This is a genomic window from Sphingopyxis sp. BE259, from assembly GCF_031457495.1.
Taxonomy (GTDB): Bacteria; Pseudomonadota; Alphaproteobacteria; order Sphingomonadales; family Sphingomonadaceae; genus Sphingopyxis.
The window spans coordinates 2,441,985-2,460,839 of the sequence record NZ_JAVDWM010000001.1; the positions used below are offsets into that span (position 1 = coordinate 2,441,985).

An 18,855-nucleotide genomic window follows, 5' to 3' on the forward strand; every position below is an offset into this window, starting at 1 on the left:
AGAACGGGGCTAGTTTTGAACTGGGCGTCGAACCGGCCGGCCTGATCCCGCGACCTGACGCCTAAGGCTCAGGCGGTCGAGCGTGATATCGACGCCGGAATCCACATTCATCGCGTCAAGCTCGAGTTCGAACCAGTACCAACGACACGGCGATGCAGGCAGATTGATCATCTCGCTTCCCGCGCCTTCGCCAAGCTGCCCGGAATCCGCAGACTTGCCGCCACTGATACCCGGGTCGGTGCATGACAACCGATACCGCAGTTCGGCGCCGGGTGACGCCTTCAGCCCAGTCAGTTTCCAGTCCAGCTGATAGCGGCCCGGCGTCAGCGCCGCGATCTGGCGCGCCGCGATACCGCTGGACGACGGCAGACTGGACAGCAGCAAGCTGCTTTTTGCCGGATCGACCGTCACTCCGATTTCGCCGCTCTGCGTCAACTCCCAATCGACGGGCGAAAAGCGCGAAACTTGCAAAAAATCGGAATTTATCAGGCTATCGCCCGCCGTCGTTTTCAGCCCGAGCGCCCGCGCCAGTTTGGACGCCGTGTCATATTGGCCCGACTCGACCAGTCTGGTGACGAGCAACGCGTCGGTTTCCAAGGGCTTGCGCTGGTTCCACGGCGACTGCGCGATACGAAGGCGCAATTCGCCGACCTGCGGCACGGCTTGTGAGAAGCGGAGGGCGGCGGCCCAATATTCGTTACCCCAATCGGGGGCACGGCCCAGCATGGGGGCCAGCGCCTGAATAGCGGCGGGGTTGAGCGTCGCTGTGGCCAACCGCTCGAGATAAAAGCTGCGGACCTCGGTGCTGACGGCCATCGCGCGATCGAACAGCTTGATCACGCGGTCGGGACGATTTTTCGGCAATTCTTCGTCGATCAGCATTGCATTAATTAGCCGATCGCGCCGCGTAACCTGGCCAGCGAGTTGCAGCAACGCGATAGATTTCTGTCGATCGCCGTCCGCCGTCAACCCGGCGACCAGAATCGGCAGCGCATTGGCCGCCAACGGTTCTGCGGCAAAGGCGCGCTCCGCCAGGCGGCGCGCCGCCGCGCCTGGATCAGCCTTGGGATTTTTAACGAGCCGGGCACCATAAAGTGCGCGCGCGACGCCCGCCTGCGCCAGCCCCTGTGGCGGAACGCCGACCGCCATCGCCACGGCGGGTTTGCGCGTCTGGTTCGCGATCGCGAAGCTCGTCGCACCCACCGCAGCGGCCGCCAGCACGCCTACTCCCAGCACAAGATATCGTCTGTCCATTTTCACGCGCCAATCGCTTTCCGACCCGGGACGTTAATCAGACTTCTCGGCGGTCTTGTCGGCACCATAGCCGTAGCCATACCCATAGCCGTAACCATAGCCATAGCCGTAAATCTCGTTCCGGCGGCTGACCTTGGTCACCAGCGCGCCAAAGATCTGGGCGTCCGACTGGCGCAACCGGTTGAGTGCCGACTTGATCGCCCGCGAACTGTTGCTCGACGCGTCGATCGTGAAGATGAGGCCTTCGACACGGCGCGACAGCAGCGGCGCGTCCGCGAGCCCCAGCACCGGCGGCGAATCGAGGATCACATGGTCATATTGATCTTGAAGCAACTCGATCAGCTTCCCAAGCCGCGACGAGCTGAACAATTCGGCCGCGTTGGGCGGGGTCGGCCCTGCGAGCATATAGTCGAAACCGAAGGTGTCCGACCGCGCAATCAAGCCGCCCACGTCGTCGGAACCGGTCAGATAATTGCTGAGTCCCTGCTTGTTCTCGATCCCGAGCATCTCGTTCAGCGACGGGCTGCGGATGTCGGCGTCGATCAGGATGATCTTTTTGCCGGTTGATGCGAACACGTGCGCGACGCTCAGCGCCGAGCTGCTCTTGCCTTCGGCCGGCCGCGTCGATGTCAGCAGGAAGCTGCGCGGCGCGCCGTGATGGGTCAGGAAGGTCAGATTGGTCTGCGCCGCCAGATAGGCTTCGTAAACCATCGACTTTTTGTCGAGCAGGAGATTCTGGAAATCGTCCGATTCCACACGGGGGATCGAGCCCAACAGCGGCAAGCCGAAGCGATCGTTGACCTCCGCCGGATCGCGGATCGATTGGTCGAGCTGTTCCAGAATGAATACGAGGCCGCCGGCAAGCAAAAATCCGGCGATAACCGACAAGAGCAGGTTGAGGAACAGCTTCGGGCTCGACGGCGCACTGGGCAGCGTCGCTTGATCGACCACCGCTATATTGTTCGTCCCGACACCAGCGACACCGATTTCCTTGTAACGCTGGAGCAGGCCGTCATACAGCTGACGATTGGTATCAACCTCGCGCTGCAAAATCGTATATTCGATCGATCGACGCTGCTGACTGCGGTAATCACCAGTGACGCGATCGAGTTCGGCCATCAGGTCGCGCTCGCGCTTTACCGCACTGTTATAGGATTCGCGATTGACGGTTTGCGTCCGCCCGGATTCGGTCGCGAGCGAGCGATTGATGCTTTCAAGCTGCTCGCGCTTGGCGATCAATTCCGGATAATCTTCGCCAAAGGTCGATCGTAGTTGCGCCAGCTCGGCGGTCACTTCGGCGCGGCGCTGCCGCAAGATGCTGACCGCATTGTTACCGGAAGCGTCGGCGGCTGCGGTCGAATTGGCAATCTGGCTTTCCGCCGCGATTCTAGCATCGCGGGCGGCGGACAGTGCTTGACTGATTTGCTCGATGTCCGCCGACACCAGCGTGCGCTCGACCGTGGTGCGGCCATTGGCATCGCTCCGCCCTTGCAGCGTGATGATATCGTTGTTCGTCGCATAGTTGATCAACTCGCGCTCGGAATCTTCCAGATTCCGCCGCAGACTGACGATGCGTTCTTCTAGGAAGCGCCGCGCATCACTCGTCGCAGCATATCGCCGGTCAAGACTGGCCGCCACGAACTGCTTCACCCAGAGGTTGGTCAGGCGCGCCGACAAGGCAGGCGACGGCGTCGAAAAGCTGACGTCCACCAGGCTGGACGTTCGCACCGGCGTGATGGTGACCGCATCCATCAGGATACGCGCTGCCCGCTCCGCCATACGTTGGCGCGCTTCGCTGGTACGCAGGTCACCGTCTTCTGCCTCGTCCAACCCGTAGAGTTTGACAAATTCTTCGTCGTTCAGGAGGTTGCCTGCCCGCACCGCACGCTCGGACAGCGAGCGCGATTCCAACAGGTTATATTGGGTATTGTAGAAGGCGATCTCGTTCGTCAGATTTTTTTCGCGCGCGCCCTCGACCTCGGTCTCGACCGGTGCTTGAGGCGAAATTTCGACGCGCGACGTGCTTGTATAAAGGGGCGTGGTCAGAAACGTCACGATCAGGCCCAGCGCGACGCAGCCCAGCACCGCGCCCAACACCCATGCCTTGTGATTGAGCAACGCGACAAAAGCGCGCTCAAGCATATGCATGTCGAAAAATCCGCCCTGATACGATGCTTCACGCGTTTCGGCATCGGGAAGTCGCGGATTGATCGCCGAACGCCCGGCTTTTACACTGTCCATCTGATTTGCTGTCCGTCTTAGATCTGGTTGCCGAGAATGATGAGCGGCGTGGTCAGCAGCGTCGATGCCTTCAAAATATTGTCGAACATCCGACGCTGCGGGGAGTCGCCCACGACGACGACGTCGTTGGGATAAATCTCCGGATCGCCGTAATTGCCGCGCCGGATCGCCTGAAGATTATAGGCGCCGACATATTGCTGCCCCTCGACCTTGCGAAAGATCAGCACTTCATCCAGCTTGGAAAATTCGGTCGTGCCGCCGGCCAAGGCGATAGCGCGCATCAGCGTCACCTTGCCATAGATCGGAAATTGACCGGGCTTTGTGACTTCACCATCAACCGTCACCGATTGCGCCAGCATCAGCGCCGGGTTGGTCGGCACCTTGAAATTCACGCTGACATTGGGGTTGCGGATATAACGCCCTGCCAGCCGCTGCTCAATTTCGCGCGCCACCTGATCGGGCGTCTTCCCCGCCCCATCGACCAGCCCCACCAGCGGAAAATTGAATTTTCCCTCGCCGTCGGTCAGCACGTCGCGCTGAAGGTCGCGAACGCCATATACGTCGATGGCAAGCTCGGTAAATGGCCCGACAAAAGATTGCCGCGAAGTCTGGCGCGTATCATTGCCGCCTGGCGTCGGCAGGTCGGTGAGCAACGTAACCCCCGACGCGGGGTTTACCGCAACCGGTCCAGGAGCTTTTGTACAGCCGGACAACGCTATTGCCGCGACAACAAAAATGATACGCAGGCCATTCATAAATGAGGATTCCAGACCAAGGATAATTAGGTAAATGAAAAACGCCCATAGGCAGAAACGACGGGCTACGGAAGCCCGCTAGTCCCTTTTTCCCAATCTGTCGCCGTCGGATCGAGCCCGTACCAGGATCACGACAAGAACAGCGAACACCATCATCAACGATGGTTGCCGCAGCGGATAGTCGACGAGACTGCCAATCGCCAGAAACACAAAGCACGTCGCCAGCGTCACCTGTTCGATCGTGGCTGGTCCGCCGGAACCCGTGCGCTGGCGTATCGCACGCAAGATCGTCCACGCCAGCCACCCGATCGCCGTGAGCGCGATCACCATCGCCGGAAGGCCGCCTTCGATCGGAAACTGCAACCAGTCGTTGTGGGCGTGATTGAAATAGGTCGGCCGCAGCAGCGCATCGGGCTCGACGACTTGGAACGCTTTGGCAAAGGATCCAAACCCCGATCCCCAAAGCCACTGACCGCGCAGCAATTCGGTGACGGTGGACAATGCCTCCAGCCGCATTTCCGCGGCGGTGTCTCCCGAATTTCCAAGCATTCGGGTGATCGAACTCGCCCGCCCCGACAAATAGGTCGTCAGGCCGACGATCACCACGATGACGACGGGCACCAAAGTCAGCGATATCCGAATCAGCCGGTCCCAGCGCGCAGACTTTGCCGTGCGCAGTTGATTCACTGGCTGGTGGCGAAACCGATACCCCCAACGGACGACGACGAAAGACAAGATCAGCGCCAATGTGCCGCAAAGCAGGCCAAGGCGCGAACCGGTGATCAGGATGAGGACAAAAAACAAGGCGATACTGCTGCCCAGCGCCGCGATGACGAGCGGCTTGCGCTGCTTGCGGACCATGTCTTTGACGATCAGCCAACTGGCGGCCACGATTGCCAGCGCGAGCAGAAAGGCCTGATGATTGCGATTGGCAAAGAGCCCCACCAGCCCTTCCTCATTGGTAATCCGGTACAGATAAAAGGCGCTGCGCGGTCCGGCGACAAACTGCATCAGGGCAAATGCCGATGACGCGACGGCGAATCCCCAGATAAGCCACCACAGCCGTTCGCGCTGCTCGACAGGCGCCGCGGCCGCAACCAGTAACGCCGCGGAGGGCACGACAAGCGACAGCAGGCTGTTTAGGGTCAGCGACGGCGTCAGGCTGATCGGCCGCCACCGGTCGCCATGCCCAAGCAGCGCATCCATCTTAAAAATGACGTCGCGGCTTGGCAGGTTCCGCCAGACATCCGATGGCAGCGGGACAAGCTGAACCACCATCCAGACTGCCAGGGCCGCGAGCAGCAATAACGGCATCTTGAGCGACCGCCAGGCCGACGCGGGCGTCATCGCCACGGCGCCAAAGGCAAAGAGGACGGCGAAAGCGCGCAAAAAGGGCAGCGATGCGATGTCGCTGCGCGACGAACCACCCATCAATGCGATGATCGCGACGAACGCCGTCGCCATCACCCACCGGCCCCGCGCTGACATTTCGCCAGCGGCGGTAAACAGATGCGCCTTTCTGGTTGACGATCCCTTGGTCGGAAATCGGTTCATCGAACAACGCCGCCGTTCAACCGGCGCAGCGTCGGCGCGGCCCCGTTAAGGCTCATGGCTCCTACAACTCCCATATTGCTTGCCGCTCGCCGCTCGGCTTACGCGTCATCAACTGTGTCGAGAAACCAGCGATTATCGCCTTCCAAACCCAGCGCGGTCAGACGTCCCGTCATATAGGCTCCCGTATCGATTCCGATCCGATTCGCCGCCTCGTCAACGGTTTCGGATATGGTGTGGCCATAAACGATTATCCCGTCAAAGCTATCGTTGGCTTCCAGAAAATCCTCGCGGATCCAGCGCAGGTCGGACAGTTTCTGCCGCTCCAGCGGCACGCCGGGCCGCACCCCCGCATGGACAAAGACATAGTCGCCGATCTGGACCATATCTTCGCCGCGGCTCAGGAAATCGATGTGCGACTGCGGCACCACACCGGGCAACTGCTGCGCCAGCTCTTCGAAACTCGCCGCGGCATAGGCCGCATCATCGCCCCAATAGCTGCGGATGGTGGCGTCGCCGCCGATACGGACGAAATAACGCACCCGTTTCAAATCGCCGGTCAGCGCGGCGAGGAAACATTCTTCGTGATTGCCGATGAGCATCACCACCTTGTCGAACGGCGCCCCCAGCCCGATTGCCCGCTCGATCACCGATGCGGAATCGGGACCGCGATCGACAAGATCGCCAAGTAAGATCAAGGTTGTAAAGGCCTCGCCGCGGGCGGCGTTATCGGCCTCGACCTTGGCCAGCAATTGCGCGAAAAGATCATCACGGCCGTGAATATCGCCGATAGCATAAACGCGCTGGCCATCGGGCACGCGCGAAGGCGTCGCCGACACCCGGTCGTCGCGTTGCCGGCGTTTCAAGAAACCTAGAAATGACATATGGGCGTTATATCAACTATATCAGCAGCTTACAAAACCGAACATGTCCGTCTGCCCCCTCGATGACGGATGCCGTGCCACTTTGTGATACACCAACCGGACAGCCGATCGAGAATCCCTTGCGGTCGGCGCGGCGATTAGAGCCAAGTTAAGCGACCGGCAAGAGCTTTGCGCTAGGACGGCCGGAAGATTAGCCAAGGAACCACCCGATTCATGCCTTTGGAACTGCGTTCACCCCCCCCGCCTGACAGCCGAAAAATCATGGTCGTGTTTGGCACCCGTCCAGAAGCGATCAAGATGTTCCCGGTGGTCCACGCCTTGCGCCAGACGCCGACGCTCGACGTGCGCGTTTGCGTGACTGCGCAGCACCGCGAGATGCTCGACCAGGTTCTCGAAATCGCCCGGATCACCCCGGACGTCGATCTGGATGTCATGCAGGCCAACCAGACGCTGGACGGCCTGCTCGCCCGGCTGGTGGTCGGACTGGGCGAAACATTCGACGGCGAACAGCCCGACCGAGTGCTGGTGCATGGCGACACGTTGACGACAATGGCCGCCACCCTCGCAGCTTATTTCCGCAAGATCCCGGTCGGCCATGTCGAGGCGGGCTTGCGCAGTGGCAATATCTACCATCCTTGGCCTGAAGAGGTGAACCGCAAGGTCGCCGGAGCGGTGGCTGACCTGCATTTCGCGCCGACCGAAACCGCGGCGGGGGCGTTGCGAGCCGAAAATGTGCCCGCTGACCGGATTCACATCACGGGCAACACCGTCATCGATGCGCTGCTCGCGACCAAGGCGCGGATCGATGAGGAGCCGGTGCTTGCCGCGGGCCTTGATCCGCTGCTTGCGCGCTTTGCCGGCAAGCGGATCATCGCGGTGACGTCGCACCGGCGCGAGAATTTCGGTGAGGGGATGAAAGCGATCGCCGATGCCATCGCAGGGATCGCCGCGCGCGACGACGTCGCGGTCGTCTTTCCGGTCCACCCGAACCCACATGTCCGCAGCGCGATGGAGCCGATCCTCGGCAATCTCGACAATGTCGCGTTGATTGATCCGCTGGACTATCCGCACTTCGTCCGCCTGCTTGCCGCAAGCGAGCTGGTACTGACCGACAGTGGCGGGGTTCAGGAAGAAGCGCCGGCGCTGGGCAAACCGGTGCTGGTCATGCGCGAAACGACCGAGCGCCCCGAAGGCATCGAGGCGGGCACTGCGCGGCTTGTCGGAACCGACAAAGCGCGTATTGTTTCCGAAATTTTCAGGCTTCTGGACGATAAAGACGTCTATTCGGCCATGGCGCGCGCCCACAATCCGTTCGGTGACGGCACGGCGGCCAGACAGATTGCGGAGATTGTTGCACGTGCCCATTGATACACATCAGACGGTCACCGTCCTCGGGCTTGGTTACATCGGCCTGCCGACCGCCGCGTTGATCGCGCGCTCGGGTTGCAAGGTGACCGGCGTCGATGTCAGTCAGCATGTCGTCGATACGGTCAACAGCGGCAAAGTGCATATCGAAGAAGTCGACCTCGACGGCTTGGTCCAAGGGGTCGTTGCGCGCGGTGCGCTGGTGGCGTCGGTCGATGTCGCGCCCGCCGACACTTTTGTCATCGCGGTGCCGACGCCCCACGATGACGCGCACCGGCCCGACATTACCCATGTCCTGTCCGCCGCGCGCGCAATCGCGCCGAAACTGGAAGCGGGCAATCTCGTCATCCTCGAATCGACCTCACCCGTCGGCACGACCGAAAAGGTCGCCGCGCTGCTCGCCGAGTTGCGCCCCGACCTCAAGGTTCCCGGCGCCTGCGCCGGCGCCGCCGACATCTTCGTCGCCTATTGCCCCGAACGCGTGCTGCCCGGCCGCATCCTGGTCGAGCTGGTCGATAATGATCGCTGCATCGGCGGCATCACGCCGCGCTGCGCCCGCCGCGCGATGACCTTTTACCGCCAGTTCGTGCGCGGCGCGTGCGTAACCACGTCGGCGCGCGCCGCCGAAATGGTGAAGCTGGTCGAAAACAGCTACCGTGACGTCAACATCGCCTTTGCCAATGAGCTGTCGATGATGGCCGAACAGATGGGGGTCGATGTCTGGGAGGTGATCCGCCTCGCCAACCGTCACCCGCGCGTCAACATCCTGCAACCCGGCCCTGGCGTCGGCGGCCATTGCATCGCGGTCGATCCTTGGTTCCTGGTCCATGGCGCCCCCGATCACAGCCGCCTGATCCGCACCGCGCGCGAGGTCAATCTGGCCAAGACCGCGCATGTCATTGGCGCCGCCGAAATGCTGGTGTCACAATATCCCCACGCGCGCGTCGCCTGCCTCGGCCTCGCGTTCAAACCCAATATCGACGATTTCCGCGAAAGCCCCGCGGTCGAAGTCGCTGCGGCACTAGCGCGCCGGTTCGGCCAGCAGATCCAGATCGTCGAACCCTATGCCCGGGGGCTGCCGATGGAGTTCGCCGGGACCGGCGCCGCGTTGATCGATCTCGACAGTGCGCTGGCCGCCTGTGACATTCTGATCGTCCTCGTCGATCACGACCTGTTCAAATCCATCCCGCTGGAAGAACGCAGCGACAAAATCGTCTATGACACGCGCGGCCTGTGGCTCGACCAACCGAATGTGGCAGGCGCCAGTCCGCTGCATCGCGCGGCCTGAACCCTCCTTGTACATGGCATCCCTTCCCCGTCCGCGCCATAACGCCGGAAACGTCCGGCGACTGCCACGCCTGGTCGTCGAAAAGCCGTGGGGACGCGACGATATTCCGCGCGAATATGGCGATTTTCAGGGACGCCGCATCGGAGAGATCTGGTTCGCTCATCCGGGCGGCGATGCCGCGCCGCTGATGGTCAAATTCCTGTTCACCTCCGAACGCCTGTCAGTTCAGGTTCACCCCGATGACATTGCGGCAAAAGCCGCAGGCCTGGCGCGGGGCAAGGACGAATGTTGGCTAGTCCTCGCGGCCGACGCCGATGCCGAACTGGGCGCGGGGTTGACCGTTGAGGTCGACCGCGACGCACTCCGCGCCGCAGCGCTCGACGGCTCGATCGTCGATCTGATCGACTGGCGGGCTGCGGCCAAGGATGATTTCGTCTACAACCCCGCTGGCACGATCCACGCGATCGGGGCCGGCCTGACGATTGTCGAAGTGCAGCAAAATATCGATCGCACCTACCGGCTCTATGACTATGGCAGGCCGCGCGATCTGCACCTGGACGAGGGGCTGGCCGTTGCCCGGCTCGATCCCGTCGCCGACCCCCGCGACCGCCGTGTCGATCCCGCCGCCGATGCCAGGCTGGTCAGCGGTCCCCATTTCCACGTGCTCCACCTGACCGGGTCGGTCAATCAGGAGGCGATCGCTGATGCCCGTGGTGAACTGACGTTCGTGCCGCTGTCGCCCGGATGCCGCGCGGCGGGCGAAACGGTATCGCTGGGAGAAGCGGTGCTGATCGACGATGCCTCGCTGGTCGAAATCGCACCCGGCGCCCGCGCCCTTCTGTGCTGGGCCGCCTGACCGGCCCATCGCCCTCCTCTTGCGGCCCCGCCCGCTATCTCCCATATCCCGCCCCATGACCAATTCTCATGCGCAAAGTGCCGCGCCTTGGCACGGAACCACCATCCTGTCCGCCCGCACCCCAGACAAGGTCGTCATCATCGGCGACGGGCAGGTGTCGATGGGCCAGACCGTGATGAAGCCCAACGCGCGCAAGGTTCGGCGCCTGCATGATGGCAGCGTCATCGGCGGATTTGCTGGCGCAACCGCCGACGCCTTTACGCTTTTCGAGCGGCTAGAGGCCAAGCTGGAACGCCACAACGGCCAATTGCTGCGCGCCGCGGTCGAACTCGCCAAGGATTGGCGCACCGACAAATTTCTCCGCAATCTCGAAGCGATGATGATCGTCGCCGACAAGGAGGTCACTTTGGTCATCACCGGCAACGGCGACGTGCTGGAGCCCAAGGGTGGCATCGCCGCGATCGGATCGGGCGGCAATTACGCCCTCGCTGCCGCGACCGCGCTCGCCGAATATGAAAAGGACGCCGAAATACTGGTGCGCAAGGCGATGCAGGTCGCCGCCGACATCTGCGTCTATACCAACGACCAGTTCACCCAAGAAACCATCGAAACCCAGGCGTAAAAACAGATGAACAAAGACCTGACTCCCAAGGCGATCGTCGCTGCGCTCGACACGCATATCATCGGCCAGGACGCCGCCAAGCGCGCGGTCGCGGTGGCGCTGCGCAATCGCTGGCGCCGCCAGCAGCTGTCGGCCGACTTGCGCGACGAAGTGACGCCGAAGAATATCCTGATGATCGGCCCCACCGGCTGCGGCAAGACCGAGATTTCGCGCCGTCTGGCCAAGCTCGCCGACGCCCCCTTTATCAAGGTCGAGGCGACCAAATTCACTGAGGTCGGCTATGTCGGTCGCGACGTCGAACAGATCGCCCGCGACTTGGTCGAAGAAGCCGTGCGGCTGGAAAAAGAGCGCCGCCGCGAAGCGGTGCGCGCCGCCGCCGAGGAAGCCGCGATGGAACGCCTGCTCGATGCGTTGACCGGCAAAGGCGCGAGCGAGGCGACGCGGCAGAGCTTTCGCCAGCGCATTCGCGACGGACATCTCGACGACAGCGAGGTCGAGATCGAAATCGCCGATGCGCCGTCGATGCCGTTCGAACTGCCCGGCCAGCCGGGACAGATGAACATGATCAACCTGTCCGACATGCTCGGCAAGGCGATGGGCGGCGCCCCCAAAAAGCGCCGCAAGCTGAAGGTGATTGACGCCGCAACGCGGCTGATCGAAGAGGAACAAGACAAACGGCTCGATCAGGACGACGTCGCGCGCATCGCGCTGGCCGATGCCGAGGCTAACGGCATTGTCTTCCTCGACGAGATCGACAAAATCGCGGTCAGCGATGTGCGCGGCGGGTCCGTCAGCCGCGAAGGAGTGCAGCGCGACCTGCTGCCGCTGATCGAGGGAACGACAGTGGCGACCAAATATGGTCCGATGAAGACCGACCACATCCTGTTCATCGCCAGCGGCGCCTTTCATGTCGCCAAGCCGAGCGACCTGCTCCCCGAGCTGCAAGGCCGTTTGCCGATCCGCGTCGAGCTGAGCGCGCTCACCGAAGCCGATTTTGTCCGCATCCTGAGCGAAACCAAAGCGGGGCTGCCCGAACAATATGCCGCGCTGCTCGGCACCGAGGGGGTTACCCTGTCGTTCACCGACGACGCGATCGCGCGGGTCGCCAAGCTGGCCGCCGAGGTCAATGAACGGGTCGAAAATATCGGCGCGCGGCGATTGCAGACGATCATGGAGCGGCTGGTCGAGGAGGTCAGCTTTGGCGCCGAGGACATGACCGGCACCACGCTGGCGGTCGATGCCGCCTATGTCGATCGCCAACTCGCCGAAGTGGTCGGCGATACCGACCTCAGCAAATATGTGCTGTAGCCCGCGGCGGTTCGGGCGGACGTATTAAGGCATCTTTTCAGCCTTTCGTTCGCCGAACTTCATTTGACTTTTTCCGTTCGTCAATGCGATGAATGGCGCGACACGGTCACACAGGGTTGCAACCGACCGGCGCGGAGACAGTAATGACAGATGAGGACGTCGCCCCGGAACAGGGCGAGTTGGCGATCACGCGCACCGGCGATCGGCTTCGGCTGGCGCGGGAAGCGGCGGGGTTGTCGCTTGCCGATGTGGCGACGCGGACGCGGATCACCCAGCGTCATCTGTCGGCGATCGAAAAGTCGGATTTCTCGGAACTCCCGGGCCGCACCTATGTCACCGGTTTTGCGCGCGCTTACGCCCGCGCGGTCGACCTGCCGGAGGCCGAAGTCGGCGCCGCGGTCCGCCGTGAACTCGAAGAAGACGCTTATGGCGCGCGGCCGCTTTATGAAGCCTATGAGCCGACCGATCCGGCCCGCCTGCCCACCGCACGGATGACCTGGACGCTGGTGATCGTCGCGCTGCTCCTCGCCTCGGCCTATGGCGTGTGGCGTTTCCTGTCAGTCGAACCCGGCGAAGCCCTGGTGGCGGCACAGAACCGCGCGGCCGACGCATCCGAAGCGCCGCAGAGCGACGCCGCCACACCGCCGACAGCCAAAGCAGGCACCGCCGCCGTCGCCGCCAATGCGCCCGTCGTGCTGACCGGCATATCCGAAGTGTGGATCGGATTCGACGACGCGGCGGGTAAGACCGAAAACTGGCGGACGCTCGATCCGGGCGAAACCTATCAGGTGCCGCCCGAATATATCGCGCAATTCACGCTGCGCACGAGCATTCCGCAGGCGCTGAAGGTGACTGTCGGCGGCCGCGACGTCGGCGCGATCGGGCCGGCTGACACGCTGGTAAAAGGCATTTCGCTCAAGCCCGCCGACCTGGTGGCGCGCGCCGAAGGCAATGGCGCCGCGAACGCAGCGGCGACGGCGAGCGCGCAGCCCAAGGGCTGAATCGGCCATCATTCGGGCCGGTCAGAGCGGCAGCGCGCCGAATTGAGTTTGCGCTGGCGCGCGTTGCCGCGTTATGAGCGACAAAATGGTTAATTGGTGGGGGCCGAACGGCAGATGAAGATGCGTGATATCACTTTCCTCGGGGCGGCTTCCGTCGCGCTGCTGGCGACGATGCCCGCGGCGGCGCAGGACGGCGCCATCGACAAGCGGGTCGAGCGGCTGGAAAAGGAAATGCGGGCGGTCCAGCGCTCAGTGTTTCCCGGCGGCAGCCCGACCTTTTTCGAAGGCGAGATCGCGCCCGACAACACTCCAGGCGAACGCGCGCGAACCAATGCGCCGGTCATCGACCTGACCGCCCGCGTCGATGCGCTGGAAAGCCAGCTCCAGACCCTGACCGGCCAGACCGAACAAAATGCGTTTCAGCTGCGCGAGCTGGAAAAGCAGTTCACCGCCTACAAGGCCGAGATGGACAAGCGATTTGCCGACCCGGCGGCCGTGGCAACGCCCGCGAGCCTGTCGCCTACCCCGACGGTGAAGCCGCCCGCGACCACATCGACAGCAGCCGCCGCACCGGCGAAAAAGCCGACAACAACCGCCGCCAAGCCCGCGAACGCCACCCCCAATGCCGCGCGGCTCGCGCTGGTCAAAAAAGTCGAAATCCCTGCGACCGGCAACGACACGAAAGACGCCTACGACTATGGCTATCGCCTGTGGGAAGCCAAGCTCTACCCCGAGGCGCAGGTCCAGCTGAAACAGGTCGTGACCAAATGGCCGAACAGCAGCCAGGCCAGCTTTGCCCAGAATCTGCTGGGCCGTGCCTATCTGGACGAAGGCAAACCCAGCCTCGCGGCCGTCGCATTCTACAACAATTACAAGGATCGTCCGAGCGGCGCCCGCGCGCCGCACAGCCTGATGTACATGGGCGTCGCGCTCGACAAGCTCGGCCGCAAGGCCGACGCCTGCAAGGCGTTCCGCGAGCTCGAAGAAGTCTATGGTGACAAGGCTCCGCAGGATGTCCGGACCGATGCAGCTACCGCCAAAACAAAAGCAGGTTGCTGACCGCGACAGCGCCGACCGGCTGGCGAGCGACCTGCGCGCGCTCGTTGGATCCGATTGGCACCGCTTCCATTATGGCGTCGCCGTGTCCGGCGGGCCAGACAGCATGGCACTGCTCTGGCTGATGGCCACGCTGCTGCCTGGACAGGTCTGGGCGGCAACGGTCGATCACGGCCTTCGCAAGGGATCCGACGACGAAGCCCGCATGGTCGCGGGCTTTTGCGAGCGCGAACATATCCCGCATTCGACCCTGCGACCCGCCGCGCCGATCAAGGGATCGTTGCAAGCCGCGGCGCGGGCCGAACGCTATCAGCTGCTCGAACAATGGCGCGGCGCCAACGCGCTCGATCATATCGTCACCGCGCACCATGCCGACGACCAGCTTGAAACGCTGGTGATGCGGCTCAATCGCAGCAGCGGCGTCAGCGGCCTCGCCGCGATCCGCGCGCGCAACGGCGTCATTCTGCGCCCCTTGCTGCGCTGGCGGCGCGGCGATCTCGTCGATCTGGCGCTCGATGCCGACCTGCCCTTCGTCGATGATCCGTCGAACAGCGACAATCGGTTCGACCGCGCGCGGCTGCGCCAGGCGCTGCGATCGCAGTCGGTGCTCGACCCGGCGGCGGCGGCGCGATCGGCCGAGTGGCTGGCCGAGGCCGACGAGGCGATCGACTGGGCGGTCGAGCGGTCGATCGCATCCTGGCCCGACGCTTCCGACATCGCGGTGATCCGCGATGAGGGCTATCCGCGCGAGATGTTCCGCCGCATCGTGGCGCAGCGCCTGCGCGCCAATGCGCCGCAGCTCGCGGTGCGCGGTGCCTCGCTCGATGGCGTGATTGCCGCGATGCATGGCGGCAAGCGCGCGATGGTCGGAGCGCTGCTGATCGATGCCGTTCGCGGCTTTGAAGGGACAATCTGGCGCATTTCTGCGGCACCGCGCCGGAAAGCGCCCAAAAAGGCCTGATTGCCTCATTGTCATTTAACCCGATTATCCTATCTTGTGGGGACAGGAGCGCATCGCCGCGCCGATTAGGAAAGTACTCGCATGCAGGACGACAAGGAACCGCAGGGCAACCCCTGGATGAAGAGTGTGATGATCTGGAGCGGCATCTTGCTGGCCATGCTCCTCGTCGCCTCGATGTTCGGCGGCGCCGCGCAGCCTGCGGGCAGCGCGCTGGCCTATTCGGAGTTCCGCCAGAAGGTCGAGGAAGGCAGCGTCAAGGACGTCGTGCTGTCCGAAGACAAGGTAACCGGCACGCTGTCGAACGGCGACCGCTTCACCGCCAATGTCGTGCGAGATCCCGACTTGCTCAAGATGCTCAATGACAATGGCGTCAAATATGACGGCAAGGCGACCGAAGCGCCCAATTTCTGGATGTATATGCTCTTCCAGTCGCTGCCCTTCCTGCTGATTCTCGGCATCGCGTTTTTCGTGTTTCGCCAGGTTCAGAAAAACAACGGCTCGGGTGCGATGGGCTTTGGCAAGTCGCGCGCCAAGATGCTGACCGAAAAACAGGGCAAAGTGACTTTCGACGATGTCGCCGGGATCGACGAAGCCCGCGAGGAGCTCGAGGAAATCGTCGAGTTCCTGCGCGATCCGACCAAATTCTCGAAGCTCGGCGGCCAGATTCCGAAGGGCGCGCTGCTCGTCGGTTCGCCCGGCACTGGCAAGACGCTGCTCGCCCGCGCTATCGCGGGTGAAGCGGGCGTGCCCTTTTTCACCATTTCGGGTTCGGATTTCGTCGAAATGTTTGTCGGCGTCGGCGCCAGCCGCGTCCGCGATATGTTCGAACAGGCCAAGCGCAACGCGCCGTGCATCGTGTTCATCGACGAAATCGACGCGGTCGGCCGCCACCGCGGCGCTGGGCTCGGCAATGGTAATGACGAGCGCGAACAGACACTTAACCAGCTGCTCGTCGAAATGGACGGCTTCGAGGCGAACGAAGGCATCATCATCGTCGCCGCGACCAACCGCCCCGACGTGCTCGACCCGGCCCTCCTCCGCCCGGGCCGCTTCGACCGCCAGGTCGTTGTGCCGCGCCCCGACATCGAGGGTCGCCAGAAGATCCTCGAAGTCCACACCCGCAAAAAGCCGCTCGCACCCGACGTCGATCTGCGCCGCGTCGCGCGCGGCACCCCGGGCTTCTCCGGCGCCGATCTGGCCAATCTGTGCAACGAAGCCGCGCTGCTCGCGGCGCGCAAGGGCAAGCGCCTGATCGCCAACGACGAATTCGAAGAAGCGAAGGACAAGGTCATGATGGGCGCCGAGCGGCGTTCGATGGTAATGACCGAAGACGAGAAGAAATCGACCGCCTATCACGAGGCGGGTCATGCGCTCGTATCGTTGCATGTCGACGGTTGCGACCCGCTGCACAAGGTGACGATCATCCCGCGCGGTCGCGCGCTCGGCGTGACGTGGAACCTGCCCGAACGCGACCGTTATTCGATGAGCATGAAGCAGATGAAGGCGCGGCTTGCGCTCTGCTTTGGCGGCCGCATCGCCGAACAGCTGATCTACGGCAAGGACGAACTCAACACCGGTGCGTCGAACGACATTCAGCAGGCGACCGACATGGCGCGCTCGATGGTCATGGAATATGGCATGTCGGAAAAACTGGGCTGGCTGCGTTATCGCGACAATCAGGACGAGGTTTTCCTCGGCCATAGCGTATCGCGCGCGCAGAATATGTCCGAAGATACCGCGCGGCTGATCGACGCCGAAGTTCGCCGGTTGGTCGAAGAAGGCGAGAATGTCGCGCGCAAGGTGTTGACCGATCATCTCGACGAGCTCCACCTGCTCGCTGGCGCGCTGCTCGAATATGAAACGCTGTCGGGAGAGGAATCGAAACGCGCGATCAAGGGCGAAGACATCGGCCGCGAGGACGATGCCGACAAGCGCGGCACCCCGGTTGCGGGCCATGCAGGCTCGCTGCCGCAGATCAAGCGCAAGCCGCGCGGACCGTTCGGCGACCCCAAGCCCCAAGGCGCCTAGGCCTGGAGCCCGGCGCGTCCGATTCAGGGGTTATTCATTGGCTGACGGCATTTTGCGGCGCATGGTCCCGGCGAAACATGCCCGCATCCTGCCAGTCTTGCTCGCCGCGCCATTGCTGGTCGCGATGGCGCCCGGGGACATGAGCGTCGCGGCCTTTCTGGCGCGCGCCGATGCCATCGCCCGGCTCGGGCCGCTTGCGCTGGCCACGCCGCAGGGAAACCAGCTCAAGGGCGAAGTCGTCGCCGCCGGGAAACGGTACAAGGCGCGGATCGACGCCGATCGCCGCGCGGGCCGGAAAACGACGAGTTGCCCGCCCGAATCGGGGACGCTGACCCCCGACCAGTGGTTGGCGCATCTGCGATCCTATCCTGCCCCGGCGCGCAAGGCGGTGACCATCAATACGGCGTTCGATGCGCTGATGAAGAAACGCTACCCCTGCCCTGCCTGATGCGCCATGGAGCGATCGACCAAGGAGACGGTGATGATCGGTAAAGCGTGGAAAATTCTGGCGATGCCAATTGTGGCGATGGCCGTCGGCATGGGGATCGTTGCGATACCCGTCGCCGCGCAAGGCACTGGCGCGCTGACCAGCAAGATCGAACTTGAAAAATTGACCCCGACAACCGACGGGCACGCCCCCGCAAAATCCTATATCGCGCCTGACGTCGTGGTCCCCGGCGACCGCATCCGGGTGACTTTGACCTTCACCAACAATGGCGCCGCGCCCGCGGCCGGGCTGAATCTGACCAACCCCATCCCCGAAGGTCTGGTGTTCGACGAAACCGCTGACACCGCCGGATTTTCGGTTTCGGTCGATGGCGGCAAGACGTTTGGTGCGCTCGCGGGCCTGACCATGCCGGTATCCGGTGCCGATCCCCGCGCCGCGGCGGCGGCCGATGTCACCCATGTCCGCTGGCTGTGGCCCGATGCGGTGGCGCCCGGCCAAAGCCGCTCGGTCGCCTTTTTCGGCCGCGTCCGTTGATCGCACGCGGCGCAAGCCGATGATAATTTACTGCGACGAATCGGGCGGACTCAACGCGGGCGCGATGACCTTTTCAGCGGTGATGCTGACGCCGCAGGCGGCGGCCGATATTCACGCGCGATTTCGCAGCGTCACCGGCCTGCGCGGAGAGTTGAAGGGCAGCCGGATCAGCATCGTCGAGCGGGCCTATCTGCTCGAACTGTTCGACCGCGCCGGTGGCCGCGCCTGGGTCGCGGTAGCAAAGCGCGATACGCTGGCGCAAAACCCCGGCGGGACCTTGCCGAGCGATCTGATGCTTTACGCCGCCCTGCTCGATCTCGCGGTCGGACGCTGGCTGCCCGAAACCGGCGGCGTGTGCACCGATGTGGTGATCGATGAAGGCCGCTATGATGCGTCGATCCTGGCCAAGGTCCGCGAAGACATTCAGGCCGGGCTAGGCGGGTGGGGCCGCGCCTCGCTCGCCGACAGCCGCCGCAGCGACGGTGTCCAGATCGCCGACGTGATCGCCAACAGCCTGTTCAACATCACCGTCGGTTCGCCGCGCGCCCACCGCATCGAGCAAATCATCGAACCGATGCTGGCATCGAAAGCGATCCGCGTGGCGGAGTTGACGCAGGTTTCATAGCTCGATGGCTGGTTTAGGGTGGTTTCCAGGCTGTCCTCTATTTCCGCTCGTGTCGAGCGAAGTCGAGACACCCATCGG

General features: G+C 63.2%; 18 protein-coding genes. 13 read left to right on the forward strand and 5 right to left on the reverse strand.

The features are described 5' to 3' along the window. Window positions 1-9 precede the first annotated feature (9 nt). The 4 genes from J2X44_RS11760 to J2X44_RS11775 form a co-directional block, all read right to left on the reverse strand. The gene (locus tag J2X44_RS11760) at window positions 10-1,005 is read right to left on the reverse strand and encodes a hypothetical protein (protein WP_310084142.1); all 996 of its coding nucleotides are present in this window, start codon (window positions 1,003-1,005) and stop codon (window positions 10-12) included. Between the two features lie 282 nt (window positions 1,006-1,287). Then, the gene (locus J2X44_RS11765) at window positions 1,288-3,495 is read right to left on the reverse strand and encodes a polysaccharide biosynthesis tyrosine autokinase (protein WP_310084145.1); all 2,208 of its coding nucleotides are present in this window, start codon (window positions 3,493-3,495) and stop codon (window positions 1,288-1,290) included. A gap of 17 nt (window positions 3,496-3,512) precedes the next feature. After that, window positions 3,513-4,250 carry a polysaccharide biosynthesis/export family protein gene (locus J2X44_RS11770; protein WP_310084147.1) on the reverse strand — a complete coding sequence of 246 codons (738 nt, stop codon included), beginning with the start codon at window positions 4,248-4,250 and terminating at the stop codon, window positions 3,513-3,515. Between the two features lie 78 nt (window positions 4,251-4,328). Beyond that, entirely contained in the window at window positions 4,329-5,597 is a 1,269-nt protein-coding gene (locus J2X44_RS11775) for an O-antigen ligase family protein (protein WP_310087026.1), read from the reverse strand. A gap of 58 nt (window positions 5,598-5,655) precedes the next feature. On the opposite strand from J2X44_RS11775, the gene J2X44_RS11780 reads away from it, so the two are divergent. Beyond that, window positions 5,656-5,853 carry a hypothetical protein gene (locus J2X44_RS11780; protein ID WP_310084150.1) on the forward strand — a complete coding sequence of 66 codons (198 nt, stop codon included), beginning with the start codon at window positions 5,656-5,658 and terminating at the stop codon, window positions 5,851-5,853. A gap of 49 nt (window positions 5,854-5,902) precedes the next feature. Here the strand turns inward: J2X44_RS11780 and J2X44_RS11785 are convergent, their stop codons facing one another. Next, window positions 5,903-6,685 carry a metallophosphoesterase family protein gene (locus tag J2X44_RS11785; protein ID WP_405053369.1) on the reverse strand — a complete coding sequence of 261 codons (783 nt, stop codon included), beginning with the start codon at window positions 6,683-6,685 and terminating at the stop codon, window positions 5,903-5,905. A 261-nt stretch (window positions 6,686-6,946) separates the two neighbouring features. Between J2X44_RS11785 and wecB the strand changes: the two genes are divergently transcribed. The 12 genes from wecB to J2X44_RS11845 all read left to right on the forward strand — a co-directional run bounded on the left by wecB (window position 6,947) and on the right by J2X44_RS11845 (window position 18,777). Further along, window positions 6,947-8,053, forward strand: coding sequence for a non-hydrolyzing UDP-N-acetylglucosamine 2-epimerase (gene wecB / locus J2X44_RS11790; RefSeq protein WP_310084154.1), 1,107 nt, complete (start codon window positions 6,947-6,949; stop codon window positions 8,051-8,053). Continuing rightward, window positions 8,043-9,338, forward strand: coding sequence for a UDP-N-acetyl-D-mannosamine dehydrogenase (gene wecC / locus J2X44_RS11795; protein WP_310084156.1), 1,296 nt, complete (start codon window positions 8,043-8,045; stop codon window positions 9,336-9,338). The genes wecB and wecC overlap by 11 nt, the downstream gene beginning before the upstream one ends. Before the next feature lie 13 nt (window positions 9,339-9,351). Further along, a complete protein-coding gene (locus tag J2X44_RS11800) occupies window positions 9,352-10,194 on the forward strand; it encodes a class I mannose-6-phosphate isomerase (RefSeq protein ID WP_310084159.1) in 843 nt (280 codons plus the stop codon). A gap of 55 nt (window positions 10,195-10,249) precedes the next feature. Next, complete coding sequence (gene hslV / locus J2X44_RS11805; protein WP_310084161.1) at window positions 10,250-10,816, forward strand: ATP-dependent protease subunit HslV; 567 nt, start codon at window positions 10,250-10,252, stop codon at window positions 10,814-10,816. Window positions 10,817-10,822: 6 nt separating this feature from the next. Next, complete coding sequence (gene hslU, locus J2X44_RS11810) at window positions 10,823-12,124, forward strand: ATP-dependent protease ATPase subunit HslU (protein ID WP_310084163.1); 1,302 nt, start codon at window positions 10,823-10,825, stop codon at window positions 12,122-12,124. Window positions 12,125-12,267: 143 nt separating this feature from the next. Beyond that, window positions 12,268-13,125, forward strand: a complete 858-nt coding sequence (locus tag J2X44_RS11815; RefSeq protein WP_310084166.1) for a RodZ domain-containing protein — start codon at window positions 12,268-12,270, stop codon at window positions 13,123-13,125. 114 nt (window positions 13,126-13,239) lie between these two features. Further along, on the forward strand, window positions 13,240-14,184 hold the full coding sequence (locus J2X44_RS11820; RefSeq protein WP_405053370.1) for a tetratricopeptide repeat protein: 945 nt from the start codon (window positions 13,240-13,242) through the stop codon (window positions 14,182-14,184). Beyond that, window positions 14,138-15,142, forward strand: coding sequence for a tRNA lysidine(34) synthetase TilS (gene tilS, locus J2X44_RS11825; RefSeq protein ID WP_310084172.1), 1,005 nt, complete (start codon window positions 14,138-14,140; stop codon window positions 15,140-15,142). Before J2X44_RS11820 ends, tilS begins: the two co-directional genes overlap by 47 nt. An 81-nt stretch (window positions 15,143-15,223) precedes the next feature. After that, the gene (gene ftsH, locus J2X44_RS11830) at window positions 15,224-17,170 is read left to right on the forward strand and encodes an ATP-dependent zinc metalloprotease FtsH (protein WP_310084177.1); all 1,947 of its coding nucleotides are present in this window, start codon (window positions 15,224-15,226) and stop codon (window positions 17,168-17,170) included. Window positions 17,171-17,207: 37 nt separating this feature from the next. Next, the gene (locus J2X44_RS11835; protein ID WP_310084180.1) at window positions 17,208-17,618 is read left to right on the forward strand and encodes a hypothetical protein; all 411 of its coding nucleotides are present in this window, start codon (window positions 17,208-17,210) and stop codon (window positions 17,616-17,618) included. 33 nt (window positions 17,619-17,651) lie between these two features. Then, entirely contained in the window at window positions 17,652-18,152 is a 501-nt protein-coding gene (locus J2X44_RS11840) for a hypothetical protein (protein ID WP_310084183.1), read from the forward strand. Window positions 18,153-18,171: 19 nt separating this feature from the next. Continuing rightward, entirely contained in the window at window positions 18,172-18,777 is a 606-nt protein-coding gene (locus J2X44_RS11845) for a DUF3800 domain-containing protein (RefSeq protein ID WP_310084185.1), read from the forward strand. The last annotated feature ends 78 nt before the right edge of the window (window positions 18,778-18,855 follow it).